This is a genomic window from Janthinobacterium foliorum, from assembly GCF_978021625.1.
Genome location: NZ_CDXDQE010000015.1, coordinates 69908 through 95405, shown reverse-complemented (window position 1 = coordinate 95405; position 25498 = coordinate 69908). Strand labels below are relative to the sequence as shown.

The 25498-nt window shown below is 62.9% G+C and carries 24 protein-coding genes; 8 read left to right on the top strand and 16 right to left on the bottom strand.

The window, feature by feature from the left end:
• Positions 1-114: 114 nt before the first annotated feature.
• The 6 genes from ACZ92H_RS24960 to ACZ92H_RS24935 form a co-directional block, all read right to left on the bottom strand.
• On the bottom strand, positions 115-1905 hold the full coding sequence (locus tag ACZ92H_RS24960) for an acyl-CoA dehydrogenase (protein ID WP_465051389.1): 1791 nt from the start codon (positions 1903-1905) through the stop codon (positions 115-117).
• Between the two features lie 252 nt (positions 1906-2157).
• On the bottom strand, positions 2158-3090 hold the full coding sequence (locus tag ACZ92H_RS24955) for an electron transfer flavoprotein subunit alpha/FixB family protein (RefSeq protein WP_131373968.1): 933 nt from the start codon (positions 3088-3090) through the stop codon (positions 2158-2160).
• Positions 3091-3130: 40 nt separating this feature from the next.
• A complete protein-coding gene (locus ACZ92H_RS24950) occupies positions 3131-3880 on the bottom strand; it encodes an electron transfer flavoprotein subunit beta/FixA family protein (protein ID WP_034759884.1) in 750 nt (249 codons plus the stop codon).
• Between the two features lie 242 nt (positions 3881-4122).
• Complete coding sequence (locus tag ACZ92H_RS24945; protein ID WP_010395510.1) at positions 4123-4350, bottom strand: sulfurtransferase TusA family protein; 228 nt, start codon at positions 4348-4350, stop codon at positions 4123-4125.
• A gap of 235 nt (positions 4351-4585) precedes the next feature.
• Positions 4586-7198 (bottom strand): alanine--tRNA ligase, encoded by a 2613-nt coding sequence (alaS, locus tag ACZ92H_RS24940; RefSeq protein WP_131373970.1) that lies wholly within the window; start codon positions 7196-7198, stop codon positions 4586-4588.
• A 121-nt stretch (positions 7199-7319) separates the two neighbouring features.
• The gene (locus tag ACZ92H_RS24935; RefSeq protein ID WP_131373971.1) at positions 7320-7775 is read right to left on the bottom strand and encodes a Fur family transcriptional regulator; all 456 of its coding nucleotides are present in this window, start codon (positions 7773-7775) and stop codon (positions 7320-7322) included.
• Between the two features lie 159 nt (positions 7776-7934).
• Here ACZ92H_RS24935 and ACZ92H_RS24930 point away from each other — a divergent pair, with 159 nt between their 5' ends.
• Positions 7935-10004, top strand: coding sequence for a TonB-dependent receptor domain-containing protein (locus tag ACZ92H_RS24930; protein ID WP_465051388.1), 2070 nt, complete (start codon positions 7935-7937; stop codon positions 10002-10004).
• 80 nt (positions 10005-10084) lie between these two features.
• On the opposite strand, the gene ugpQ is transcribed toward ACZ92H_RS24930, so the two are convergent.
• The gene (gene ugpQ / locus ACZ92H_RS24925; RefSeq protein ID WP_131373973.1) at positions 10085-10825 is read right to left on the bottom strand and encodes a glycerophosphodiester phosphodiesterase; all 741 of its coding nucleotides are present in this window, start codon (positions 10823-10825) and stop codon (positions 10085-10087) included.
• A gap of 203 nt (positions 10826-11028) precedes the next feature.
• Between ugpQ and ACZ92H_RS24920 the strand changes: the two genes are divergently transcribed.
• Both ACZ92H_RS24920 and ACZ92H_RS24915 read left to right on the top strand, forming a co-directional pair.
• Positions 11029-12132 (top strand): sensor histidine kinase, encoded by a 1104-nt coding sequence (locus ACZ92H_RS24920; protein ID WP_465051387.1) that lies wholly within the window; start codon positions 11029-11031, stop codon positions 12130-12132.
• A complete protein-coding gene (locus ACZ92H_RS24915; RefSeq protein ID WP_131373976.1) occupies positions 12129-12965 on the top strand; it encodes a LytR/AlgR family response regulator transcription factor in 837 nt (278 codons plus the stop codon). Before ACZ92H_RS24920 ends, ACZ92H_RS24915 begins: the two co-directional genes overlap by 4 nt.
• A gap of 10 nt (positions 12966-12975) precedes the next feature.
• Here the strand turns inward: ACZ92H_RS24915 and ACZ92H_RS24910 are convergent, their stop codons facing one another.
• Complete coding sequence (locus ACZ92H_RS24910; protein ID WP_465051386.1) at positions 12976-13302, bottom strand: hypothetical protein; 327 nt, start codon at positions 13300-13302, stop codon at positions 12976-12978.
• A 177-nt stretch (positions 13303-13479) separates the two neighbouring features.
• On the opposite strand from ACZ92H_RS24910, the gene ACZ92H_RS24905 reads away from it, so the two are divergent.
• The gene (locus tag ACZ92H_RS24905; RefSeq protein ID WP_465051385.1) at positions 13480-14124 is read left to right on the top strand and encodes a hypothetical protein; all 645 of its coding nucleotides are present in this window, start codon (positions 13480-13482) and stop codon (positions 14122-14124) included.
• A gap of 6 nt (positions 14125-14130) precedes the next feature.
• Here ACZ92H_RS24905 and ACZ92H_RS24900 read toward each other — a convergent pair whose 3' ends face one another.
• Positions 14131-15411, bottom strand: coding sequence for an MFS transporter (locus tag ACZ92H_RS24900; RefSeq protein ID WP_465051384.1), 1281 nt, complete (start codon positions 15409-15411; stop codon positions 14131-14133).
• Between the two features lie 107 nt (positions 15412-15518).
• Here ACZ92H_RS24900 and ACZ92H_RS24895 point away from each other — a divergent pair, with 107 nt between their 5' ends.
• Positions 15519-16445 carry a LysR family transcriptional regulator gene (locus ACZ92H_RS24895; protein ID WP_465051383.1) on the top strand — a complete coding sequence of 309 codons (927 nt, stop codon included), beginning with the start codon at positions 15519-15521 and terminating at the stop codon, positions 16443-16445.
• A 52-nt stretch (positions 16446-16497) separates the two neighbouring features.
• Here the strand turns inward: ACZ92H_RS24895 and ACZ92H_RS24890 are convergent, their stop codons facing one another.
• The 4 genes from ACZ92H_RS24890 to ACZ92H_RS24875 all read right to left on the bottom strand — a co-directional run bounded on the left by ACZ92H_RS24890 (position 16498) and on the right by ACZ92H_RS24875 (position 19209).
• Positions 16498-17370 (bottom strand): hypothetical protein, encoded by an 873-nt coding sequence (locus tag ACZ92H_RS24890; RefSeq protein ID WP_465051382.1) that lies wholly within the window; start codon positions 17368-17370, stop codon positions 16498-16500.
• Positions 17371-17389: 19 nt separating this feature from the next.
• Positions 17390-18178, bottom strand: a complete 789-nt coding sequence (locus ACZ92H_RS24885) for a hypothetical protein (protein WP_131373984.1) — start codon at positions 18176-18178, stop codon at positions 17390-17392.
• The gene (locus ACZ92H_RS24880; RefSeq protein ID WP_131373986.1) at positions 18168-18680 is read right to left on the bottom strand and encodes a hypothetical protein; all 513 of its coding nucleotides are present in this window, start codon (positions 18678-18680) and stop codon (positions 18168-18170) included. Before ACZ92H_RS24880 ends, ACZ92H_RS24885 begins: the two co-directional genes overlap by 11 nt.
• A gap of 235 nt (positions 18681-18915) precedes the next feature.
• Positions 18916-19209 carry a DnaJ domain-containing protein gene (locus ACZ92H_RS24875; RefSeq protein WP_010395442.1) on the bottom strand — a complete coding sequence of 98 codons (294 nt, stop codon included), beginning with the start codon at positions 19207-19209 and terminating at the stop codon, positions 18916-18918.
• A 161-nt stretch (positions 19210-19370) separates the two neighbouring features.
• Between ACZ92H_RS24875 and ACZ92H_RS24870 the strand changes: the two genes are divergently transcribed.
• From ACZ92H_RS24870 to ACZ92H_RS24860, 3 genes are all read left to right on the top strand, one after another.
• Entirely contained in the window at positions 19371-21137 is a 1767-nt protein-coding gene (locus ACZ92H_RS24870) for a glutamine--tRNA ligase/YqeY domain fusion protein (RefSeq protein WP_465051381.1), read from the top strand.
• Between the two features lie 230 nt (positions 21138-21367).
• Positions 21368-23215: a sensor histidine kinase gene (locus tag ACZ92H_RS24865; protein WP_465051380.1), complete on the top strand. Its 1848-nt coding sequence runs from the start codon at positions 21368-21370 to the stop codon at positions 23213-23215.
• A gap of 200 nt (positions 23216-23415) precedes the next feature.
• Positions 23416-24162 (top strand): glycine-rich domain-containing protein, encoded by a 747-nt coding sequence (locus tag ACZ92H_RS24860; RefSeq protein ID WP_465051379.1) that lies wholly within the window; start codon positions 23416-23418, stop codon positions 24160-24162.
• Between the two features lie 87 nt (positions 24163-24249).
• Here ACZ92H_RS24860 and ACZ92H_RS24855 read toward each other — a convergent pair whose 3' ends face one another.
• The 3 genes from ACZ92H_RS24855 to ACZ92H_RS24845 form a co-directional block, all read right to left on the bottom strand.
• On the bottom strand, positions 24250-24489 hold the full coding sequence (locus ACZ92H_RS24855; RefSeq protein ID WP_029496207.1) for a hypothetical protein: 240 nt from the start codon (positions 24487-24489) through the stop codon (positions 24250-24252).
• Between the two features lie 243 nt (positions 24490-24732).
• Complete coding sequence (locus ACZ92H_RS24850; RefSeq protein WP_131373992.1) at positions 24733-25017, bottom strand: hypothetical protein; 285 nt, start codon at positions 25015-25017, stop codon at positions 24733-24735.
• A 170-nt stretch (positions 25018-25187) separates the two neighbouring features.
• A complete protein-coding gene (locus ACZ92H_RS24845; RefSeq protein WP_131373994.1) occupies positions 25188-25451 on the bottom strand; it encodes a hypothetical protein in 264 nt (87 codons plus the stop codon).
• Between the last annotated feature and the right edge of the window lie 47 nt (positions 25452-25498).

The window sequence follows — 25498 nt, the reverse complement described above, 5'->3', positions numbered from 1 at the left end:
GCCTTGCCCTGAACGCTTTCCCAAGCATTCTTGATAGAAATAAAAAAAGCGCTGGAGAGTGATCTCCAGCGCTTTTTTTTGCATGCAGCCAGCTTGCGCCGGCCAGCTTGCAACTTAAAACTGCTCTTCCGACAGCGCCATCACGCCGGCGCTGCCGTCGATGATGGTGGCGCGCAAGCCTGGCGCCTGCGACAGGATGTGGTCGGCAAAGAAGCGCGCCGTGGCGATCTTGGCGTTGTAGAACGACGCGTCGCCGCTGCCCTCGCCCAGCTTCTGCTGCGCCGCCACGGCCGCGCGCGCCATTTGCCAGCCGCCCAGCACGATGCCGGCCAGCTTCAGGTAGGGCACGCTGCCCGCGAACACGGCCTTGATGTCCGACTTCATGTTCGCCACCACATACTCGACCACGGCTTCCAGCGCGGCGCTGCCTTCGGCCAGGTGGCGCTGCATGGCCTGGAAGTCGGCGCCGGTAAGCTCGCCCAGCTGGGCTTCCGTGGCGCGCACCTGGGCAATGATGGCCTTGGCCACGGCGCCGCCGTCGCGCACCGTCTTGCGTCCCACCAGGTCGTTCGCCTGGATGGCCGTCGTGCCTTCGTAGATGGTGAGAATCTTGGCATCGCGGTAATGCTGGGCGGCACCCGTTTCTTCAATAAAACCCATGCCGCCATGCACTTGCACGCCGTCGCGCGTGACGTCCTGCGACATTTCCGTCGACCAGCCCTTGATGACGGGCACCAGGTATTCATACGTCGCCAGGCTTTCCGCGCGCACTACGGCATCCGGATGATGGTGCGCCACGTCGCTGATGGCCGCGCCCACGTAGGCCAGCGCGCGGGCCGCCTCCGTCTGCGAGCGCATGGACATCAGCATGCGGCGCACGTCCGGGTGGTGGATGATGGAAACGGGTCCTGGCGAACCGGCCAGGTCGCGCGACTGCACGCGGTCCTTGGCGAACGCCACGGCCTGCTGGTAGGCGCGCTCGGCCAGGCCGATGCCCTGCAGGCCGACGCCGAAGCGGGCCGCGTTCATCATGATGAACATATATTCGAGGCCGCGGTTTTCCTCGCCCACCAGGGTGCCGATGGCGCCGCCGTGGTCGCCGAACTGCAATACCGCCGTGGGGCTGGCCTTGATGCCCAGCTTGTGCTCGATGGAGACGCAGTGGGCGTCGTTGCGCGCGCCCAGGCTGCCGTCCGCGTTGACGAGGAATTTCGGCACGATGAACAGCGAAATGCCCTTCACGCCGGCGGGCGCGTCCGGCGTGCGGGCCAGCACCAGGTGGACGATGTTTTCCGCCATGTCGTGCTCGCCGTAGGTAATGAAAATCTTCGTGCCGAAGACTTTATACGTGCCGTCGCCCTGCGGCACGGCGCGCGTGCGCACGGCGGCCAGGTCGGAGCCGGCTTGCGGCTCCGTCAAATTCATGGTGCCCGTCCACTTGCCCGACACCAGGTTTTCCAGGTAGGTGGCTTTTTGTGCGTCGCTGCCGGCCGTCAGCAGCGCTTCGATGGCGCCGTCGGACAATAAGGCCACGAGGGCGAAGGAGATGCTGGCCGAGTTGAGCATTTCGATGCAGGGCGTGGCCAGCAGTTTGGGCAAGCCCTGGCCGCCGAATTCCGTCGGATGCTGCACGCCCTGCCAGCCCGCTTCGCCGTAGGCCTTGAACGCTTCCTTGAAGCCTTTCGAGGTGGTCACTTGCCCGTCGTGCCAGAAGCTCGGCTCCTTGTCGCTGGGGCCGTTCAAGGGCGCCACCACCCCGCCGCAGAACTTGGCATTCTCTTCCAGCACGGCTTCGGCCGTGTCGGGCGTCGCGTCTTCGCAGCCAGGTAAAGTATGGATTTCGGCCAGGCCGGCCAGTTCGTTCATGACGAACAACATGTCTTTCAGCGGGGCTTGATAGCTCATCTATTTCTCCAAGAAAAAAGCCACGCGCGGCTCGCCGCGTGGGGCGGGCCGGCGTGGCTTTGTAGCATGAGCGTATCCCGGCAGAGGAATACATCAGCAGCAGACAGCCCCTCGAAAGCGGGGACGGCGTTGCTCGTCGTAGCATGGATATCCATGCATTCTCCTCGCGCCTTGTCCGCACTTCCGATGAGCAATCTGCTGCAGACGCTCCCTACCGGAATATGCTCTACACAAAACCGGATCGGGTTTAAATTAACCCAGTTCTTTCACCAGTTGCGGCACGATCTCGAACAGATCGCCCACGATGCCGTAATCGGCCACGGCAAAGATCGGCGCTTCCGGATCCTTGTTGATGGCGACGATGGTCTTCGAGTCTTTCATGCCGGCCAGATGCTGGATCGCGCCGGAAATACCGACGGCGATGTACAGCGATGGCGCGACGATCTTGCCCGTCTGGCCCACTTGCCAGTCGTTCGGCACGAAGCCGGCGTCGACGGCGGCGCGCGAGGCACCCATGGCGGCGCCCAGCTTGTCGGCCAGCGGTTCCAGGATGTGGAAGTTCTCGGCCGAACCCATGCCACGGCCGCCCGACACGATGATTTTCGCGGCGGTCAGCTCTGGACGATCGGACTTGGCCAGCTCGCGGCCCACGAAGGCCGATTTGCCAGCGTCGGCGACGGCAGCGACGGTTTCCGTGGCAGCCGAACCGCCGGTGGCGGCAGCCGCGTCGAAACCGGTGGTGCGCACGGTGATGACCTTGACCTTGTCGCCAGATTGCACGGTGGCAATGGCGTTACCGGCGTAGATCGGGCGCTCGAAGGTGTCGGGCGAATCGACCTTGGTGATTTCCGAGATTTGCGCCACGTCCAGCTTGGCGGCCACGCGCGGCAGGATGTTCTTGCCGTAGGCGGTGGCTGGCGCCAGGATGTGGCTGTAGTTGCCGGCGATGGCCAGCACTTGCTCGGCCACGTTTTCGGCCAGGCCGTCGGCGAAGTATGGCGCGTCGGCCACGATGACTTTCGTCACGCCGGCGATTTGCGCGGCGGCAGCGGCGGCAGCCGCAGCGTTCGAACCTGCAACCAGTACGTGCACGTCGCCGCCGCACTGGGCGGCCGCGGTCACGGTGTGGTGGGTGCTGCCCTTTAAGGTAGCGTTGTCGTGTTCAGCAATAACTAATGCGACCATGATATGTCCTGTAATTGTTCTGGGTAGACGGCAAAGCCGCTTAGATGACTTTGGCTTCGGTACGCAGCTTGGCGACCAGGGTAGCGACGTCCGGGACCTTGATGCCGGCCGAGCGCTTGGCTGGCTCGACCACTTTCAAGGTCTTCAGGCGGGGCGCGACATCGACGCCCAGGTCTTCCGGCTTGACGGTTTCCAGCGGCTTTTTCTTTGCCTTCATGATGTTTGGCAGGGTCACATAGCGTGGCTCGTTCAAACGCAGGTCGGTGGTGATGATCGCTGGCAAGGTCAACGCCAGGGTTTCCAGGCCGCCATCGACTTCGCGGGTGACGGTGACTTTGCCATCTTCCAGCACGACTTTCGAGGCGAACGTGGCTTGTGGCCAACCCAGCAGGGCTGCCAGCATCTGGCCGGTCTGGTTGCTGTCGTCATCAATGGCTTGCTTGCCCAGGATGATCAGTTGCGGCTGTTCTTTCTCGGCGAGGGACTTCACCAGCTTGGCCACGGCCAGCGGTTCCAGTTCGGTCGTCGTTTCCACCAGGATGCCGCGGTCGGCGCCGATGGCCATGGCGGTGCGCAGGGTTTCCTGGCACTGCGTCACGCCGCAGGAGATGGCAACCACTTCAGTGACCTTGCCGGCTTCTTTCAGGCGCATCGCTTCTTCCAGTGCGATCTCATCGAAAGGGTTCATCGACATTTTGACGTTGGCGGTATCGACGCCAGTGCCGTCACTCTTGACGCGGACTTTGACGTTATAGTCGACCACGCGTTTGACGGGTACCAAGACTTTCATAGCTATGCCTTTGGGAAATTATAAAAATGACGGATCAAGTGCTGATTGTGTGATTGATTATAAGAGAAATTTGAATCCTGAACCGAATTTAAGCACGATCGTGCGATTTTTTGTTAGAGCAATCCATCTAAACTGGCCAGCCTCGATGTATTTTGGGAGTGTGCCGCTACGCTGCAGGGCAGCAAAACAGCCTGTACGGGAAGAAAAACCAGGCCGCGCCACGGCGGCCCAGGTCGGCAGAATTACTTGCGCTGCATCAGGAAGACAAACTCGGTGCCCGTCTGCACGTGCGACAGCAGGGCGTTGCCCGTTTGCTTGGCGAAAGCCTGGAAGTCGCGCACGGAACCGGGATCGGTTGCCATGATGCGCAGCACTTCGCCGCTTTGCAGCTCGGACAAAGCCTTCTTCGCCTTCAGAATCGGCAAGGGGCAATTCAAGCCCCGCGCGTCGAGTTCTTTGTGAAATTCCATAATCTCGGTATCAAGTAGTGTGTCGCTCATCATCAATATCCCACCATTTTTGTTGTACTGATTTTCGACATACTACTCTAAATCAGGGGCATTGACGCGCTGCACCAAAATAGTTCATCGGCTGTTGTGGTGTCACAACGGGATTCCAAAAGAAATAACGGCCCGCAAATACCATCTGCGGGCCGTTTTCAAGAGGCTGTGGGTCGACAACCCCGCATGCCTGCTAGCTTACGCCTTATTTCGCGCGTTCGCCCACCCAGGCCGGCACGCCGGCCAGGGCGTTCGCCAGGCCGCTAGCATCGGTGCCGCCGGCCTGCGCCATATCGGGGCGTCCGCCGCCTTTTCCGCCCACTTGCTGTGCAACGAAGTTCACCAGCTCGCCCGCCTTGACCCTGGAAGTGGCGTCGGCCGTGACGCCGGCGATCAGGCTGACCTTGCCGTCGGCCACGCTGGCCAGCACGATGGCGGCCGTCTTCAGCTTGTCCTTCAGCTTGTCCATGGTTTCGCGCAGGCGGGCCACGTCGGCGCCGTCCAGCACGGCAGCGAGCACCTTGATGCCGTTGACATCGACGGCTTGCGTGACCAGCTCATCGCCCTGGCCCGACGCCAGTTTCGATTTCAGCGCGGCCAGTTCCTTCTCCAGCGCCTTCACGTGTTCTTGCACCTGGCCGATGCGGGCAGTCAGCTCTTCCGGCTGCGCCTTCAGGGCTTGCGCCGCTTCCAGCAAACGGCGGTTGATGGTCTGCACCAGCGCCAGGGCGCCCTCGCCCGTCACCGCTTCGACGCGGCGGATACCGGCGGCCACGCCGCTTTCGCCGATGATCTTGAACAGGCCGATGTCACCCGTGCGCTGCACGTGGACGCCGCCGCACAGCTCTTTCGAGCTGCCGATGTCGAGCACGCGCACTTCGTCGCCGTATTTCTCGCCGAACAGGGCCATCGCGCCATGCTTGACGGCATCGTCAAACGACATCAGATGGGCTTGCGTGGCGCGGTTTTCCAGGATCTCTTTATTGACGATGGTTTCCACGGCGGCGATCTGCTCGGCCGTCATCGGCGCATTGTGGCTGAAGTCGAAACGGGTCTTGTCCGGATCGACGAGCGAACCTTTTTGCGCCACGTGGCTGCCCAGCACTTCGCGCAAGGCCTTGTGCATCAAGTGCGTGGCCGAATGGTTGCGGATGGTGCGCGCGCGCTTGGCCGTGTCGACCTCCGCCGAAACGGCATCGCCCACCTTCAGCACGCCGGACTCCAGCACGCCGTGGTGGCCGAAGACGTCGGCCTGGATTTTCAGGGTGTCGCTGACGGCAAAGGTGCCGGCGCCCGAGGCGATCACGCCCTGGTCGCCCACCTGGCCGCCCGATTCCGCGTAGAACGGCGTGGTGTCGAGCACGACGATGCCCGCTTCACCGGCCTTCAGTTCCTGCACGGGCGTGCCGGCCGCGTACAGCGCCACGACCTTGCTGCTGAACGTCAATTGATCGTAGCCGACGAATGTATTTTTCTCGCCCGTGTACTCGACCTTGCTGTCCTTGTGCGTCTTGCCGCCCTTGCGCGACAGTTCCTGGCTTTCCTTCAGGGCCGCGTCGTAGCCGGCCTGGTCGAACGTGATGTCGCGTTCGCGGCAGATGTCGGCCGTCAGGTCCGGCGGGAAGCCGTAGGTTTCATACAGGGTGAAGGCGGTGGCGCCGTCGATGCCCGTGGCATCCTTGGCCAGCTGCGCTTCCAGCACTTTCATGCCCGTTTCCAGGGTTTCGCCGAAACGCTCTTCCTCGGCTTTCAGCATGTTGGCGACGTTGTCCTTGGCTTCTTCCAGCTCCGGATAGGCGCCGCCCATCTCGATGGCCAGGTCGGCCACCAGCTTGTAGAAGAACGGTTTCGTCTGGCCCAGCTTGTGGCCATGGCGCAGGGCGCGGCGGATGATGCGGCGCAGCACATAGGCGCGGCCTTCGCTGCCCGGAATGATGCCGTCGACGATCATGAAGGCGGCGGCGCGGATGTGGTCGGCGATCACGCGCAGCGACTTGTTTTCCAGGTCCGTGGCGCCCGTTTCGCGCGCGGCAGCCTTGATCAGGTGCTGGAACAGGTCGATTTCATAGTTCGAATGCACGTGCTGCAGCACGGCGGCCAGGCGCTCCATGCCCATGCCCGTATCCACGCATGGCTTCGGCAACTTGTGCATGACACCGGCTTCGTCGCGGTTGAACTGCATGAACACGAGGTTCCAGATTTCAATGAAGCGGTCGCCGTCTTCGTCAGGCGAACCCGGCGGACCGCCAGGGATCTCGGCGCCGTGGTCGTAGAAGATTTCCGTGCACGGACCGCATGGGCCCGTGTCCGCCATCTGCCAGAAATTGTCGGACGCGTAGCGCGAACCCTTGTTGTCGCCGATGCGGATGATGCGCTCGACGGGCACGCCGATTTCCTTTGCCCAGATGTCGTATGCCTCGTCGTCCTCGATGTACACGGTGACCGTCAGCTTTTCCGCTGGCAAGCCGTAGACCTTGGTCAGCAGTTCCCACGCGTACTGGATCGCGTCGCGCTTGAAATAGTCGCCAAAGCTGAAGTTGCCCAGCATTTCAAAGAAGGTGTGGTGGCGCGCCGTGTAGCCGACGTTTTCCAGGTCGTTGTGCTTGCCGCCGGCGCGCACGCAGCGCTGCACGGAGGTGGCGCGCGTGTACGGACGGCTGTCCGTTCCCGTGAACACGTCCTTGAATTGCACCATGCCGCTGTTCGTCAACAGCAAGGTCGGATCATTGCCTGGCACCAGGGAGCTGGAACGGACGATGGAATGGCCCTTGGACTCGAAAAATTTGAGGAACTTGTCGCGGATTTCAGATGATTTCATGTTTTTTTGGCAAAGAGTGGCGGCAGCTTTAAAGGAAAGATTATACGTGATATGGATAGGGGAATTGGCGCCGGGCAGGGAGCATTGTTGCAAGCCTGCCCACGGATGCCGCCCCGCCCGTTCAGGCCGGGTCGTGGTGGCTGGCGCAGGCGTGTGGCGCGGCCGCGACCTTGGCCGCCGCGGAAGCCGTGGCGCCGGCGGCCGCATTGCAGTCGGCGCAGCGGCCGTACAGGGTCAGTTCGTGACGCTCGACGACAAAACCCTGCGGCGCCATGCGCTTCAAGTCGCCCGGGCAATCATGCACGTCGAATACGCGCTGGCAGGTGGTGCACTGGAAATGGTGGTGGTGGTGATTGGCGACGGCGTTCGACTCGTAGCGCGGGTTTTCGCCCGGCAAGGTCACCACGTGCACCTTTTCTTCCAGCACCAGCGATTTCAGGTTGCGGTAGACGGTGGCAATGCCCAGCTGCGTCACCTGCAAGCTGGCCTGTTCGAGGATTTCCTGCGCCGACAGGGGGCGCCGGGCCGACTCGATGGCGGCTTGAATGGCGGTTTTTTGGCGTGTTGTGCGTTCCATAGCCGACAGAATACACCATCCGCCTGCTTCCCCCGCCCGGAAAAACTGTCACACAGTAATGATAATGGGTTATCATTATCATCTTCTGGCAGCCACCCCATCCGGCAATGGCCTGCCCCAGCCCCGCAAACACCGATAGCGAATAAGGAATTTCTGCCCATGTCCGTCCGTCCTCAACAACCGACTCCCCTCGCGCTGGCCATCATGCTGGCCTTCGCCGCCCCCGCCAGCGCGCTGGCGCAACAGGCGACAACCTTGCCTGCCGTCACCGTGTCCGCCAGCGCCCTGGCGCTGGGCAGCGACGAGATGAGCACGCCCGTCAGCGTGCTCGAAGGCGAGGAACTGGTGCGCGCCCGCGAAGCGACCCTGGGCGAAACGCTGGCCGGCCAGCCCGGCATCACGTCCAGCCATTTCGGTGCCGGCGCCAGCCGTCCCATCATCCGCGGCATGGACGGCCCGCGCGTGAAAATCCTTTCCGATGGCGCCGAAGTGCAGGATGCCTCGACCATCAGCCCCGACCATGCCGTCGCGGCCGAGCCGATGCTGTCGGAGCAGATCGAAGTGCTGCGCGGCCCGTCCGCGCTGGCGTATGGCGGCGGCGCCGTGGGCGGCGTCGTCAACGTGATCGACAAGAAAATCCCCACCCGCGTGCCGGCAAAAGGCATTGAAGGCAGCTTTGACGTGCGCGCCAACTCGGCCGCGCGCGAAAAGGCGGGCGCCTTTGAAGTGACGGGCGGCTCCGGCAACTTCGCCTTCCACGCGGAAGGCGTCAAGCGCGACGCGAAGGAATACAAGGTGGGCAGCGGCTGGGAAGGCGGCTCGACAGTGGCCGGCAGCTATAACAAGACGGACACGGGCAGCGTGGGCGTGTCGTGGGTGGGACAGCGCGGCTTCCTGGGCCTGGCCTTCACCAGCCAGCACGCGGAATACGGCTTGCCGGGCCACAACCATGAATTCGAGAGCTGCCACCCGCACGGTACGCATCTGCACTGCGGCGGCCATGAAGGCCACGACCACGGCGATGAAGAAGAGCACGACCATGACCATGAACACGGTGCCGTGCCCTACGTGAAGCTGAAAAGCGAGCGCTGGGATGTGCGCGGCGAATTGCGCGACCCCGTGCCCGGCTTCGCCAAGCTGCGCCTGCGCGCCGCGTTCACCGACTACAAGCACGATGAAATCGAAGGCACGGAAGTGGCCACCACCTTCAAGAACAAGGGCCATGATGCGCGCCTGGAAATGGAGCACCATCCCCTCTTCGGCTGGCGCGGCGTGGTCGGCCTGCAGACGTCGAAGCGCGATTTCTCCGCCCTGGGCGAGGAAGCCTACGTGGCGCCGACAGTCACCAAAAAACACGCCGCCTTCCTCGTCGAGGAATACAAGCTGGATCAATGGCGCTTCGAAGCGGGCTTGCGCCACGAATGGCAGGACATCACGGTCGACAGCGCCACCTTGCAGGACCGCAGCGCCAAGGGCACGTCGATTTCGCTGGGTGCCGTGTGGAAATTCGCGCCCCAGTATTCGCTGGGCTCGACCATCTCGCGCACGCACCGCCTGCCCAGCGCCGAGGAACTGTATGCGCACGGCGTGCACATGGCCACGGCCACGTACGAGCTGGGCAATGAAAACCTGGGCAAGGAAACGTCGAACAATATCGATGTGACCCTGCGCAAATATGCGGGCGCCACCACCTTCTCGGCCAGCGCCTACCGCAACAAGGTAGACAATTACATCTTCGGCAGCACGCTGGACAGCCACGAAGGCTTCCAGCTGATCCAGTACGCCCAGCGCGACGCCACGTTCACGGGCGTGGAAGGCCAGATCCGCCAGCAATTGACCCCCATGCTCGGCGCCAGCGTGTTCGGCGACTACGTGCGGGCCAAGCTGGCCGACGGCGGCGCGGATGGCAACGATAACCTGCCGCGCATCCCGGCCCAGCGCGTGGGCGTGAAGTTCGATGCCAATTGGCAAGCATGGAGCGGCGTGGCCGAGTTCTACCGCGTGGGCAAGCAGGACAAGGTGGCCGCTTTTGAAACGGCAACGCCAGGCTACAATATGCTGAACCTGTCCGCCAACTACGACACGCGCATCGGCGCCACGCCGGCGCAGTTCTACATCAAGGCGAATAACCTGACGAACGAACTGGCCTACAGCCACACCTCGTTCATCAAGAACGCGGCACCGTTGACGGGACGCAATTTGACGGTCGGCATGCGCGTGACGTTTTAGTATTCTTTCTGAGAGACAGTTGCCTAACGGCTGGGGTCAGACCCGACGGGTCTGACTCCGGATTTTGCATCGGGTTAAAGTCAGACCGGTTTGATCAAATCGATCCTGTCCGTGCAAAAGCCGTCCACGCCCCAGGCCAGCAAGTCGCTGGCCCGTTCGGGGCTGTTGACGGTGTAGCAAAACAATCCCAATCCTTCCCCTTTGACTTCCAGCGCCAGCGCCGGCGTCAGCTGCTGGTGGTCGCAATGGATGGCCACCACGCCCAGTTCCTTCGCTGTTTCAAGCCAGTCAGCGGGAATCGCTTCGACCAGCCAGCCGCGCGCCAGTTCCGGTGCCGCTTCACGTGCCGCTTGCAGGGCGGCAATGCTGAACGAGGATAGCAGCGGCAATGATTCTCCTGCGGCGATTTCTTGCGCGAAATAACCGCGCGTGGCGCGCGCCACCGCCTCGCCCGTGGCCGCATCGCAGCCAGGCGCCGGCTTGATCTCGATATTCATCCAGATGCGCTGCGCCCTGCAATACTCGACGACGGCGGCGAAAGTGGGCACGCCCTCGCCGGCGAAAGCGGGGCCGAACCAGGCGCCCGCCTCCATCGCCCCCAGCTGGGCCGCCGTATGGTCGCTGACGGCGCCGCGGCCAGCCACCGTGCGCCCCAGCGCCACGTCATGCACGACGACGGGCACGCCGTCGGCCGCCAGCATGACGTCGAACTCCACGGCGCGGTAGCCGTAGGCGAGGCCGCAGCGCAAGGCGGCCAGGGTATTTTCAGGCGCCAAGGTGCCGCCGCCGCGGTGCGCCAGGGTGCGTGGATAGGGCCACATGGGGTCTTCCTTTATTGCGAATAGGTTGTCGGTCCGGACAGCTTTGCCATACTATCTCGTGCAGCAGCCACAGTGTCAACGACGCGATCATGCGATTGGCGCCACGTCCGCCCCGTTTCGTCGCAGCGCCATTGCGCGCGCCCGCAACTTCGTCGAATATTGCAGCATAACCAAGCCAAACGTCCACCTGAAAGCTGTTCCGCATGCACACCACCGACACCGCCCCGCGCAAGCCGGGCTTTCCCTACCGGCGCCTGCTGGCCGATGCGCGCTATGCACTGCTGCTCAACGTGCTGTGCGCCATCTTCATCACCTATGTGCTGAGCGGCGGGCAGAGCTTCCTGCTCAATCTGCTTGCATCCATGTGCATCGGCGGCATCGCCTTCCTGCTCATCGACGGCATCCGCCTGGCGTGGTGGGGGGCGCAAAAGCGCGCCCCATTGCTGCCCTTCGCCGCGCTCGTCATCGTCAGCGCCGCCGTGGCGCAGGTGAGCGGCACCATGCTGTTCGGCTGGCTGGCAGATATCGATGTTCCCGCGCCCGTCGCCATGTCGCCGCGCAATGTCGGCATGACGGTATTCACGCTGGTGGCCGCGGCGACGGCCATCCTGTTCTTCAGCAGCCGCGAAAAAATTGCCCGTCTTCAAATGGAGGCGGCACAGGAAAAAGCCCGCGCCGCCAACATCGAACGGCAGGCCATGCAGGCGCAGCTGCAAATGCTGCAGGCGCAGATCGAGCCGCACATGCTGTTCAACACCCTGGCCAATTTGCAGGGCCTGATCAGCTTTGACGCGGAACGGGCCCAGCTGCTGCTCGACCAGCTGATCCAGTACCTGCGCGCCACCCTCAGTTCCTCGCGCGCCGGCAGCACGACCCTGGAACAGGAATTCTCGCTCATGCGGGCCTACCTGGGCCTGATGTCCATCCGCATGGGCGCGCGCCTGACGTATGCGCTGGATTTGCCGGAGGACTTGCGCCATATCAAGATGCCCCCCATGCTGCTGCAACCGCTGGTGGAAAACGCCATCCAGCACGGTCTGGAACCGAAGATCGAAGGCGGCCATATCCACGTGCAGGCAGCCAGCGACGGCGGCATGCTGACCCTCTGCGTCAGCGACGATGGCCTGGGCCTCGACCACCCGGGCCAGACTACGGGCACGCAACTGGGCGTGGCGAATATCCGCGAACGCCTGCATGGCATGCATGGCAACCTCGCCAGCCTGACGCTGACGGCCAACCATGCTGCAGGCGCCACCGCCCGCCTGACCCTGCCTATCCACCCCACAACCACGAGCCTCCTGCCATGAGCCAAGCAGCCCCCCGCGCCCTGATCGCCGAAGATGAACCCATCCTTGCCGCCGCCCTTACGCACGCCTTGCAGCGGCTGTGGCCGGAACTCGACATCGTCGCCACCTGCCCGAATGGCGTGGAGGCCTTGCGCCAGGGTTTGGCGCTACGGCCCGACATCCTCTTTCTTGACATCAAGATGCCCGGCAAGACGGGGCTGGAAGCGGCCGAGGAGCTGGCTGAACAGTGGACCGACGGCACGCCCTTCCCGCACATCGTCTTCGTTACGGCCTACGACGAATACGCGCTGGCCGCCTTCGAGCATGCGGCCGCCGACTACGTTTTAAAGCCCGTCAACGACGCGCGCCTGGGCAAGACGGTGGAACGCCTGCAGCAGCGGCTGCAAGCCCCATGCGCGCCCATCCCGGCAACAAGCCAGGCGGCGCCCCTGGCGACGGTGCCCGTCAGCACCGACGACAACCTGGTCCGCCTGCTGGCCCAGCTGCAAGCGATGGCACCGCCGGCGCCGCGCCTGCAAATGATACGCGCGGCCGTCGGCAACAGCGTGCGCATGATCGCGCTGGCCGACGTCGTGTATTTCGAAGCGCTGGATAAATACATCAACGTCGTCTGCCGCGACAGCGAAGCGCTGATCCGCACCAGCCTGAAGGAACTCTTGCCCCAGCTGGACCCGCAACAATTCTGGCAAATCCACCGCGGCACCATCGTCAACGCCAGCGCCATCGCCAGCGCCGTGCGCGACGAGGCGGGCAAGCTGTCGCTGACCTTGCGCCAGCATGGGGCGCAACTGCGCGTCAGCCCTTTATATGCCCATCTGTTCCGCCAGATGTAGCGGCTGGACGCTAATGCAGCTGGTGCTTCAGGTCCGACAATGCATCATGGACCTTGAGCACGGCGCTCTGCATTTCCGGCGTCAGGCCGGATGCCGTGCCGCAGGCCTTCTTGGCGCGGTCACCCAGGGATTCCATCTGGTCGACCACTTGCCGGAGGCGCGCATCGTCGTGCGTGTCGATGGCTTGCCGCACGGCGCTCTTCTGCTGGTCCAGCTGGTTGAGGCAATCCTGCAAGTCCATCGGCATGCCCTGCTCCTTGCGGCACAGCTGCGCCGCCTGGCCGATCGCCTGCTCGATGGCGCCGAAACGCCGTGCCACTTCATTTGCCTGCAACATGGTGACCTCCCCTTCGCGTGGTGTCCGGGTTGGATCACCAGGCTGGCGCAAGGTTCCCCGGCAAGCGTGATCGTCATGAAATTTCCATATGGCACTTCTTTGTAAGTGCTTGTGACATTTCAGATAATTATCAAATACTTCAGATACATTGGCGTACCCGAACAATCCTGCCTGCCCATGACTTCGTTTGCCGCACCGTTCCGCCGCGCCCCCGGCTTGCTGCTGGTCGCCGTCCTGCACCTGGGATTGCTGTATGCCTTCCTGCAGGCGCGCCCCCGTCCGGAGCAAGACCATGCGCCGCGCGGCCCGGCGATACAGTGGCTGCGCTACACGGCCCCGGCACCCGCCAAGCCCGCAGCCGTGCCCGCTGCAACGGTTCCTCGCAAACCGGCCATCGTGCGCCACGCCGCGCCGATCACCCTGCCCCCGCCCGCCATGCCTGTCCCGGCCGAAGCGCCAGCGGCGCCCGCCCCGGCAGCCGTGGCGGAAACGCCGGCGCCCCCCGCATCCAGCGCGGCCGACATCCTGGCGCAAGCCAGGCGCGACGTGGGCAAGATCGACAAGGAGCTGCGCAAGGAATTCCCGCAGCGCGGTGAGCAAAAATTCGAGGACACGGCGTACAAGCGCATGCAGCAGGGCTTTGCCGAAGCCTACGCGGCCGTGCCGCCGAAATGGTACGAGGCGTCCAGGATCGAGGAAGTGGGCGAGAATGCGGCCAGAGGCAGCCGCACCTACAGGATTACCAGCGCGCTGGGCACCTTGTGCGTCACCACGCGCGCCGGCAAGAACGGGGAAACGCTGATCGGCAACTGTCCCAAATAGGGGAAATCAGCCCGCCGCCTCGCGCGCCCCCAGCGGCTGCAAATGGCGCAGGCGCAAGGCGATCAGCACGCCGCCGCCCAGGCACAGGCCCAGCATGGCGATGACCCCGGTCCAGCCGTCGAAGCCCCACATCATGCCCGAGGCGGAACCGATCAGGCTGGAACCCAGGTAATAGAACAGCAGGTAGAAGGCCGAGGCCAGCGCCTGCGGCGCGCGGGCGCGGCGGCTGACCCAGCTGCTGGCGATCGAGTGCGAGGCAAAGAAGCCGAAGGTGGCCAGCGCCATGCCGATGACGATCAGCGGCAGGGAGTCGAACAGGGTCAGCAGGATGCCAGCAAGCATTACCGACAGCATGATCCACAGCACGCCCCGGCGCCCCAGCCGGTCCACCAGGCGTCCCGCCCAGACGGAACTGAAGATGCCGATCAAATACAAAAAGGCCAGCAAGCCGACCGTGCTCTGGCGCAAGCCGAACGGCGCGGCGAGCAGGCGGTAGCCGATGTAGTTGTACAGGCTGACGAAACAGCCCATCAGCACGAACGCCAGGCAAAACAGCCACGGCAAGCCACGGTCGGAAAAATGCTGCTTGACGGCGTGCGGCAGCGCATTCCAGCCTTTTGTGCTGGGCACGAAGTTTTTCGACGCGGGCAGGCTGCGCCAGAATTCCGCCGCCGCCAGCACGCCGGCCACGCCCAGCACGCCCAGGGCCCAGCGCCACGACAGGAAATCGCTGAGCATGGATGCCACCAGGCGCCCCGACATGCCGCCAAAGGCGCTGCCGGCAATGTACAGCCCCATCGACAGGCCCAGCGACGGGCCTTCGATCTCCTCGCCCAGGTAGGCCATGGCCACGGCCGGCATGCCCCCAAGTGCAATGCCCAGCGCCGCGCGGATGGCCAGCAACTGCGCATAATCCTGGGCAAATGCGGACAGGATGGTCAGCACGGCGGCGGACAGCATCGATGCCACCATCAGGGGCTTGCGGCCCACCCTGTCCGAGACAGCGCTCAGCAGCACCAGCGAGATGGCCAGCAAGCCGCTGGAGACGGACAAGGACCAGCTGCTTTGCGCCGGCGTCAGATGAAACTGCTGCGACAGCAGCGGAAACAGGGGCTGGATGCAGTACAGCAAGCTGAAGGTGGAAAAGCCGCCGAAGAACAGCGCGCGGTTGCTGCGCTTGAATTCGGCCGTGCCCTTGGCGATGGCCGCGCGGGGCGCGGGAGCGGCGGGAGCAACCGGGATGGCAGACGAGGTGGCGGGGGCAAAGGCAAGCGATGAATCAGACATGGCCAGGTTCGTGAAAGAAGCGAGCCTTCATCTTAGGATTGCCAACTCATATCGTCCAATATATATTTAAGGCACCACTCATACTTTAAAACGATTACTGGACGAACATGGAACTGCGCCACCTGCGTTACTTTGTCGCCGTCGCCGAAGAGCTGCACTTCACGCGCGCGGCCGAGCGCCTGCACATCGGCCAGCCACCGCTGAGCCAGCAGATCCAGGCGCTGGAGGCGGAACTGGGCGCGCAGTTGTTCGAGCGCAACAAGCGCTCCGTGCGCCTGACGCAGGCGGGCACGCTGTTCCTCGACGATGCGCGGCGCATCCTGGCCCTGTCGGAACAGGCGGCCGTGACGGCGCGCCGGGCGCAGCGGGGCGAAGCGGGCGAGCTGCGCATCGGCTTTACGTTTTCCACGCCGTTTACGCCGTATTTCGCCACCGTCATCAACCGCTACCGCCAGCAATTCCCCCACGTCACCTTGACCCTGCACGAGATGGCCACCCTGCATCAGCTGGAAGCGATCTCGGGCAGGACGATGGACCTGGGCTTCGTGCGCCCGCCGGAAACCACGTATCCGCACGATATCCGCCTGACGGAGCTGCGCCAGGACCCGCTGTTCCTCGTCCTGCCCGTCGCCCACGCGCTGGCGAGCAAGGACAGCATCACCATTACCGACATGGCGGGCGAAGGCTTTGTCATGTATCCCAAGGATGCGGGCACGGGGATTTATCCGCAGATCTTCCGCCTGTGCAAGGCGGCAGGTTTCGTGCCCCAGGTGGCGCAGGAAGCGGGCGAAGCGTCGACCATCATCGGCCTGGTGGCGGCCGGCTGCGGCATTTCCGTGCTGCCCGCCTCGTTCGACCGCATCCGCATGGATGGCGTGTGCTACCGCCCCATCGCCGACCCGCAGGCGACCACCAGCCTGTTACTGGCACAACGGGAAGAAGAGACATCGCCGCTGGTGGCGGCGTTTGTCAAGCTGGCCGAGGAGGCGGCGCTGGAAGGGGGGGGCATAAGCCGACCCACAGGATGCGCGTAGGCGTAGGTCGGATTAGCGGTGGCGCAGCCGCCGCGTCATCCGACACTCGGAATCAGGAATAATCCGCATCCAGTTCGGAACCCGCATAATTTTCCAGGTCCTCGAACAGGCTTTTCATGCTGGCCCGCGTGAGGATTTTCTGCACCACGGTGCAGCTGCGGCGGTACGAATCTATGCGATCGAGCAGCACGGGATGGTGCTGCACGGGCACCTTGGCCACCAGGGCGGCCCAGCCTTCCTCGAAGTCCGGCTTGTTCTTGCGCACGGAGCGCACGAAGCGTTCAAACTCCTTCTGGCCCGTGCGTGCCACGATGCGCCCGCCGCCTTCGATGGCGAAAATGATGGCCAGGGCAATGACGCCCTCGGCATTCAAGTCGCTGTCGCTGACGGGGCCGTTGTCGTGATGGCGGCGCAGCCAGCTGGCCAGGCGCACGACGGCCTGCACTTCCTTGCGCTGTTGCAACTGCAACGCATACTTTTCATAGCCGGCCCAGTTCTGGTTCGGGTCGGCCTGGCAAATGTCGATGAACAGTTCACGCAGGCGGCGCTGCAAATACACGGGGTCCTGGTCGTATTCGCCCACGAGGGCGTCTTCCGGCAGCTGCGACAGTTCCTTGATCAGGCGAAAGCCCACCTGGAAGGCGTGCTCGGCGCCGTGCTCGACGAGGAAATCGAGGGCGGCCTGGTCGCCTTCATGCGTGACGGCCTGCTCCAGGCCCAGCGACACGCCGCCCACCGTCAGGTACAGGGCCTTCTGGATGCCGTCGGCCGTGCGTTCATTCGTGAACTTCTCGGCCACCATGGCCGTGATGCCCGTCAATTCGTCGGCCAGGTTCAGGGCCGCGTCCTCGCGCGGGTCGTTCGGCAACAGCTTGATGGCGCGCACGAGGCGCGGCAGATTCTCTACAACAATTGCTGGCAGCATTAGACGTTCCCTGCTTTCATCACGAGAAAATGCCCGTGCCCAGGCTGCGGCGCGTGCTGGAACGGGGCGCGCTGCGGGTGCTCGGCACTTGCTTGCGCAGGCGGTACAGCAATTCCTTGGTGCTCCGCTGCAACATGGTCGGCTCTTCATCCGGGTCATCCGAGTATTCCGCGTCGGCCAGGTCGGCGCTGTGGCGGAAGTCGGGGAACAGCTCGAACAGTGAGCGGTCCCAGCCGTCTTCATTGGCTTGCGCCAGTTCGATGGCCAGCGGCACGATATCGTTGTCGGACGAGGTCACGCCCGTCACGTACGGTCCCTTGATGACGATCTCGCCCGCCACCTCGAGGATTTCCTTCGGTGCCATCGAGAACAGGATGGCGAATGCCGTCGCGCCCCAGTCCGTGGCGGACGCTTCGGCCAGCAGCTCGCGGCGGCGCTCGGCGTCGTCGGTGGAAAACACCACGCCGTGGATGTGCGCGAACAGCGCCTCGGCGATGCGTTCCGGATCATCCTCGATCTGGTCGTCGCTCCAGGTGGCGGCGATGAAGGCCAGGCTGTCGGCCCACGCCTTGGGCGGCACCAGCAGGGTGGCCAGCGACATCTTGCCGCCGTCGAAACCGGCCAGGTGCAGGGCCGTGACCTGTGGCGGGATGGCGCTCAGCACTTCCACCACGGCCAGGTCGCCGTACTGGTCGGCCGCGTCGGCAAACGCCTGCTCGGCGTGGCCCAGCGAACCGGACAGCACCAGTTCCGTGACCTGTTTCGTCAGCGCGGGAAGATTGCTTTTTTTGTCGTCATTATCGGCCATGGTCATCTCCATCCTGGTCAAACATCTGGGCGAAATCGTCGGTGGCTTCGTCTTCGTCGTGCTCGTCGTCACCGTCGTCATTGGCGGCCAGCTGGTCGAGCGACTGATCGTCATCGTCCCACAGGCGCGGGTTCTTGTGCAGGAAGGCCGTGATGATGGCCTGGCGCGCCAGGTCCGGGAAGCTGTCCTCGATGGCGGCGTACATCTTTGCCGCCTCCGGGTCGGCGCACGAAGCCATGGAAAACACGCGGGCCGGGTCGCCGAACTCGTAGTCCTCGCTTTCGGCCAGCAAGCCTTTCGGGTCGCTGAAGCTGATGTGGTCGACCAGCGCGAAGGCCAGCATGTTCACGTCTTCGATGCCGCCGCCGCTGGCGTACTCGCCGACCAGCGCATCGACCATGCTCTTGTAGTTCTTGCGGTTCGGCGGGTCGCCGAGGATGCCTTCGATCTGGCCTTCCAGCTCGCGCGACTGATACGCGAATTCAGGGTGTACTCTTCTCATGCTGTGCTTTCCAATGTGGTGCGCGGTACTTTTACATAAAGGCAAAAGCACCATTGTTTGTTGTTTTTCAAATCATCCGGGCTATACCGCATCTCACAGAACCGTAGCGAGCGGCAGTGAGACTCGGCGCCCCCGTTGGCCCAAGAAGCGCAACCGTAGTTTAGTACGGGGGCGCCGAGCCGGTGAGCATCGCAGGCCGCAAATCACGACGCGCAGTAGCTTATGTGAGATGCCCTCAATCAGCGGGAAGGACCGTGCCGTGGAGGCGGAACACGCCGCACCACAGGGCATAGGCTTCCGCTTCCGGATCGATGATGATGCGGTGGTTCACGCTCTGGTCGTATTCGGCGCGCTTGGCCGGATCGGCCAGGATTTCATACGCCTTGGTCACGCTCTTGAAGCGGGCCTCGGCGCCGGGGGCCTGGTTGCGGTCGGGGTGGAAGCGCATGGCCAGCGAACGGTAAACCTTCTTGATTTCATCGTCGCTGGCATTGGGCGCGACACCGAGGACGTTATATAAATTTTCCATAAAAGGCTCCGGAGGCGCGAATTTCTACTAATTAAAGACGAATTATCCTATAGAACGGCGCCCGCGTCGCCTGCATGCCGGGATATGCGGCCAAATACGTGCTTATAAAGCGCTGGCGGTACGGTAAAATGCTCTTTACTGTCACTCTTCCGCATTGATCAATGAGCAACGATAAACCGAATACCGCCGCGCCAGCGCTGGCGCCCAATTTCTTGCGTAACATCATCGAAGCCGACCTGGCCGCCGGCACCCATGTGCGTCCCGGCCTGCCCCAGGTGATCACGCGTTTCCCGCCGGAGCCGAACGGCTACCTGCACGTGGGCCACGCCAAGTCGATCTGCGTCAACTTCGGCCTGGCGCGCGATTACGCCGGCCAGTGCAACCTGCGCTTCGACGACACCAATCCGGCCAAGGAAGAGCAGGAATACGTCGACACCATCATGGACAGCGTGAAATGGCTGGGTTTTGACTGGGAACCGAAGCATGCCGACGGCCAGAGCCACCTGCACTACGCGAGCGATTATTTCGACCAGCTGTACGCGATGGCCGAATACCTGATCACGGCCGGTTTTGCCTACGTGGACAGCCAGAGCGCCGAAGACATGGCCGCCAACCGCGGCAATTTCGGCCAGGCCGGCAAGAATTCGCCGTTCCGCGACCGTCCGCGCGATGAATCGCTGGCCCTGTTCCGCGCCATGAAGGCGGGCCAGTTCAAGGATGGCGAGCATATCCTGCGCGCGAAGATGAGCGAAGATGCCATGAGTTCGCCGAACATGAACTTGCGCGACCCGGCCATCTACCGCATCCGCCATGCGCACCACCACCGCACGGGCGACGCCTGGTGCATCTATCCGATGTACGACTACACGCACCCGATCTCGGACGCGCTGGAAAACATCACGCATTCGATCTGCACGCTCGAATTCCAGGATCACCGCCCGTTCTACGACTGGCTGCTGGAAACCCTGGCCGCCGGCGGCTTCTTCAAGCAGCCCGTGCCGCGCCAGTTCGAATTCTCGCGCCTGAACCTGACCTATATCGTCACCAGCAAGCGCAAGCTGCGCCAGCTGGTGGAAGAAAAGATCGTCGACGGCTGGGACGACCCCCGCATGCCGACCCTGGTGGGCATGCGCCGCCGCGGCTACACGCCGGAAGCCATCCAGCTGATGTGCGAACGCACGGGCGTGACCAAGTCCGACGGCTGGATCGACTACAGCGTGCTGGAAGGCTGTCTGCGCGAAGACCTCGATCCGAAGGCGCCGCGCACGGTGGCCGTACTGCGTCCGTTGAAGCTGATCATCGACAATTTCCCTGAAAACGACAGCGTGGAATGCACGGCGCCCGTGCATCCGCACTTCCCGGAGCGGGGCTTGCGCACCTTCCCCATTTCGCGCGAGCTGTGGATCGAGGAAGACGACTTCATGGAAGTGCCAAATAAAGGCTATTTCCGCCTGTATCCGCCCATCGACGACAAGCCGGGCAGCCGCGTGCGCCTGCGCTACGGCTACGTGGTCGAGTGCACCGGCTTTGACAAGGATGAAAGCGGCAAGGTCATCGCCGTGCATTGCACCTACTTCCCGGACAGCAAGTCGGGCACGGAAGGCAGCGCCAACTACAAGGTCAAGGGCAATATGCACTGGGTCAGCGCACCGACGGCGATTCCCGCCGAAGTGCGCCTGTACGACCGCCTGTTCACGGACCCGCAGCCGGACGCGGGCGGCAAGGACTTCAAGCTGGCCCTGAATCCGTTGGCCAAGGAAGTGGTGCAGGCATGGCTGGAACCGGGCGCGGAGCTGGCGCAACCGGAACAGCGCTTCCAGTTCGAGCGCCACGGCTATTTCGCGGCAGACCGGGTCGACAGCCAGCCAGGCAAGCCCGTCTTCAACCGCATCGTCACCCTGAAAGACAGCTGGCAGCCGGCCAAGTAAGGGCATCACGGCTCCCGCTCAAAAAAAACCGCTACGGCGGTTTTTTTTGTTTCAGCGATATATCGGCAACATCTGTATCACCAAGGAAATATTGCCTGTTGACTATATTGACGATAGTTTTGTATATTGTGCAGCTATTGCGCAATTTGCAATTGGCATAGCGTTTGTGCAAGCAGCAAAGCCACCGCCCCCCAGGCGGCACCCGATTCCACCACCTGATGCGGATTGCGATGTCCTCTACTGCCGGCGAGCACCAGTTATCTGCTGAAAAAAAGCCGCTCTGGCTGCTCGGCTTTGTAATCTCGATGATGGTGGGCCTGCTGTTCTACATGGCCACCTCGCTGTCGATCGAAAACGATGCCAGTGACCTGTTCAACAATCTGGCGCGCAATGCCCGCCAAAATATCGAATCGCGCGTGCAGTCCTATGCCAACCTGCTGCGCGGCGCGGCCAGCCTGTTCCGCGCCAATGACTTTGTGAGCCGCGAGCAATTCCACCGCTACGTGGCCAACATGGCGCTGCAGCAGCATTACCCTGGCGTGATGAACCTGAACTATAGCCGCGACCTGGACGAAGCCCAGCGCCCCGCGTTCGAAGCGGCCATGCAGCGCGATTATCCGCCCGGGCGCGACGGCTATCCCGCCTTTGCCATCCACCCCCCCGGCCCCCGCGAGCACTATTCCGTGCTGGTGTACATCGAACCGATCGCCAGCGCCGCCGACAAATATGGCTATGACATCGCGTCGCGGCCCCTGATCGCCGAAGCGCTGGCACAGTCGCGCGATTCCGGCCGCATCAGCAATTCCGGCGTCCCCGTGCCGATGGAAGGCCGGCCTCAGCTGACGGGCATGGCCATGCGCCTGCCCGTGTACCGGCTCGGCATGCCGACCGATACCATCGAGCAGCGGCGCGCCGCGCATCAGGGCTCCGTCGGCATCGGCTACGACCTGGTGACGATGGTGCGCAGCGCGCTGGCCGACATGCCGGTGCGCAATGTCCGCCTGACCCTGTTCGATATCGGCCCGCAGGCGCGCGCGCCACTCGACTTGCCGCACACCATGCGCCCTATCTTCGACAGCTCGGCGGCGGGCCTGCATGCGCCGTGGTGGCAGCCCGGCAACTCGGGGAAATACCTGAGCAGCACGATGCTGATCGAGCACAACGGCCGCGTCTGGCAAGCATTGTTCAGCGTGCGCAAGAGTGATCTGTACACGCGTTTCGATGCCTTTTTACCCTGGCTGGCCCTGCTGGCGGGCTTTGGCAGCGCCATGCTGCTGTACACCCTGTTCCACACCCTGGCGTCGTCGCGCCGCAGTGCCATCCAGATGGCGCGGGGCATGACGGAAGAATTGCGGGCCAGCCAGATCCGCTTGCAACTGTCGCACCAGAAACTGCGGCGCCTGGCGGCCCACGCCGACCAGATCAAGGAAGAGGAACGCAAGCGCATCGCGCGCGAAATTCACGACGACTTGGGACAGAACCTGCTGGTGCTGCGCATCGACGCGGACATGCTGGCCTCGCGCACGCAGCGGGGCCATCCGCGCCTGAATGCCCGCGCCCGCTCCACCCTGGAACAGATCGACGCCACCATCAAGAGCGTGCGGCAGATCATCAACGACTTGCGCCCCACCGTGCTGGACCTGGGCGTGAATGCGGCCGTCGAGTGGCAGGTGGCGCAGTTCCGCCTGCGCACGGGCATCGCCTGTGAAATCAGCGAAAGCCATGACGACATCTGCCTCAGCGATCAATGCGCAACGGCCCTGTTCCGCATCCTGCAAGAGTCATTGAGCAATATTTCCCAGCATGCCAACGCCAGCCGCGTGCAGGTCAAGCTGGAAAAGTGCAGCGACACGGTGTCGATGAGCGTCAGCGACAACGGCGTGGGCGCGGCCATCGACGGGCGCAACAAGCTCGGCTCGTTCGGCCTGGTGGGCATCGAGGAACGCATCAAGTTACTGGGCGGCACTTTCCACATCGAAAGCAGCCCCGGCACGGGGATGAGCGTGCACGTCAGCGTGCCGCTGGGCGCCGACGCCACCCGCTTCCCCTACCAGGACGACAGCCGCACGCCCGCCTGAAGGCCGGCACGCCCCCGCTTGAAGCAAGCTCAGCTTGCGTATTTTGTGATTCAATGCAATATTGATGTAGAACAATTCTTAATGTCTGGCCGTCATTGCCCAGACCCTTTTCTACCTGCCAGGAGTCCACGCCACCAGCCAGTCCCGCTCTTTCCGCCGTTTTCCTCACACAGCTCTTTTACGATACTTAAAGGACACTCATGAACACGAACGACAGTTTCAAGGCAATTGCCGATTTGAATTTGGACGCGATCAAGGTCAAGCTGATGCACCGGGAATCCGGCGAGGGATGGAGCCTGGAGAAGGCCAATGCGGTGGAGTTCGAGTATCGCCGCTTCCTGATCCTGATGAAACAGTTTCCACAGGAAGAAACGGCGCCGCTGATGGATGTCGATACCTTCTGGCACTACCACATCCTCGACACGCTGAAGTATGCGGCCGATTGCGAGCAGGTATTCGGCTACTTCCTGCACCATTTCCCGTACATCGGGCTGCGCGGCGAAGACGACGAAGCGGCGCACCACCGCGTCGGCGAGCGCATGAAGCAACTGTACGAAGAAACATTCGGGGAAGATTACATCCGCGCAGAAACGGCATATTCGGGACGCGCCGTGCAGGCAGCCTATTCTGGACGCGCCGTGCAGGCGGCGTACTCGGGACGCGCCGTGAGCACGGCATTTTCCAGTGCAGCGGTGCAGGCGACCGCGTATTCGGGACGCGCCGTGCAGCCGCAGACAGCCTATTCGGGCCGGGCCGTGCAAGCAGCGTTTTCCAGTGCAGCGGTGCAAGCGACGGCATACTCGGGCCGCGCCACGGGGGCCGCAGTGACCGCCTTCTCCAGCGCGCCCGGCACACTGGCCGCAGCGCTGGTCGAGTCGTCCTCGACGGGCCTGGAAACGGGGCGTTTCTATCTCGATCGTCCTGCCTTGAGCCCGGACGCGCAATAGAAAACCAGAAGGCAGATGTGGCTGCCGCACGCGGCAAGCCTGACTTACCCAGACGGCACCTCTCAGTTTGCCGTCTGTCAGGCGCTCTTAGGCAGCCATCAGTTCGCGCAGTTCACGGATGCTGAAATCGCTGATTTCATGCATGCGGATCAGGATCGTGGCGCCGATCGGCAAGGTATTGTGACGAATCTTGCTGATGACGGGTGGCGCCACTTCCAGTGCACGCGACAGGGCGGCATCATTTTTCAGTTGCAGCTTGTCGATGATCGCATCGAGCACGCGATTCGGGTTGTAGGTAGGCAAAGAGGTAATTTGTTTGAGAGACATGATCAAAAATCCGTACTTGTTGTATTACTGCAAAAAAGAGACCGAATGTCGCCTTTGCAATAACTCAGGGTAAACACACTAAAAAGCGCCATCACTTATGCGGTTTTTATCCCGCAAACAACATAATACACGCTATTGTTGATTTTTGCGTAACTTATAGCAAAATTGTGATAATTGAAGAGAATTGACGCACTTGGAATGTGCTAGAGGATAACTCAATTTGAGAAAATTTGCTGCAAGTCATCAATTTTTACGGTGGGGAACGCCGCTGTGCATCAGCCAGGCGATGGCCATGAGGGCGCCCAATCGATTTATTTCCACTGACAAATGCCAGCTTTGCGCGGCCATGCCGGCCGGCGTCGCGTACATATTGGCATGCACGCTGCTGGCATCGACCCGGCACCAGGCCAGCTGGCGGCGGATTTCAGCGGGCGGCGGCGGCGGCTGCAACGCCCGTTCGCGGCGGCGCATGTAGGCGCGCACCTGTTCCTTGCTGGGATGACTGATGCAATGGCTGATCGGATGCATCGCTGGCTCCTGCCGGCCGGACCCATCGTCGCGTGTCTAGCTGTCCAGCCCGCCACAAATAGGCGAAATGCGTGACGACATTGCTCACCATATCGCCAGGCCACCACGGCGCGTTTGCGCTGCATCAATGACAACGCCCCGGCGTCGCGGCGTCACCCGCGTGGCCGACTTCAGGTCTTCTTTTGCTGGCGCACGCGCTGCTGCTGCTTTTCCTGCGTTTGCTGGCGGTTCTGCTTGCGCTCGAACAGGGTCACGGCGTCTTTCTTGGCTTGCTCGACGGTGCGCATGGCTTCATGCGCATCGTGCGGCACGAAGAATTCGGCATCCTGGGCAGCCACGACCAGCTTGATGGCGGCGTCGTCGTCGAGGTCGTACAGTTCGGTCAGGACGGTGGTGACCTCGTCCAGGTATTCTTCGTAAGTGAGGGTGGTCATTGCTGTCTTCCTTTAGTGAATGGCGCGCTGCAGGCACGCCGCGCCAT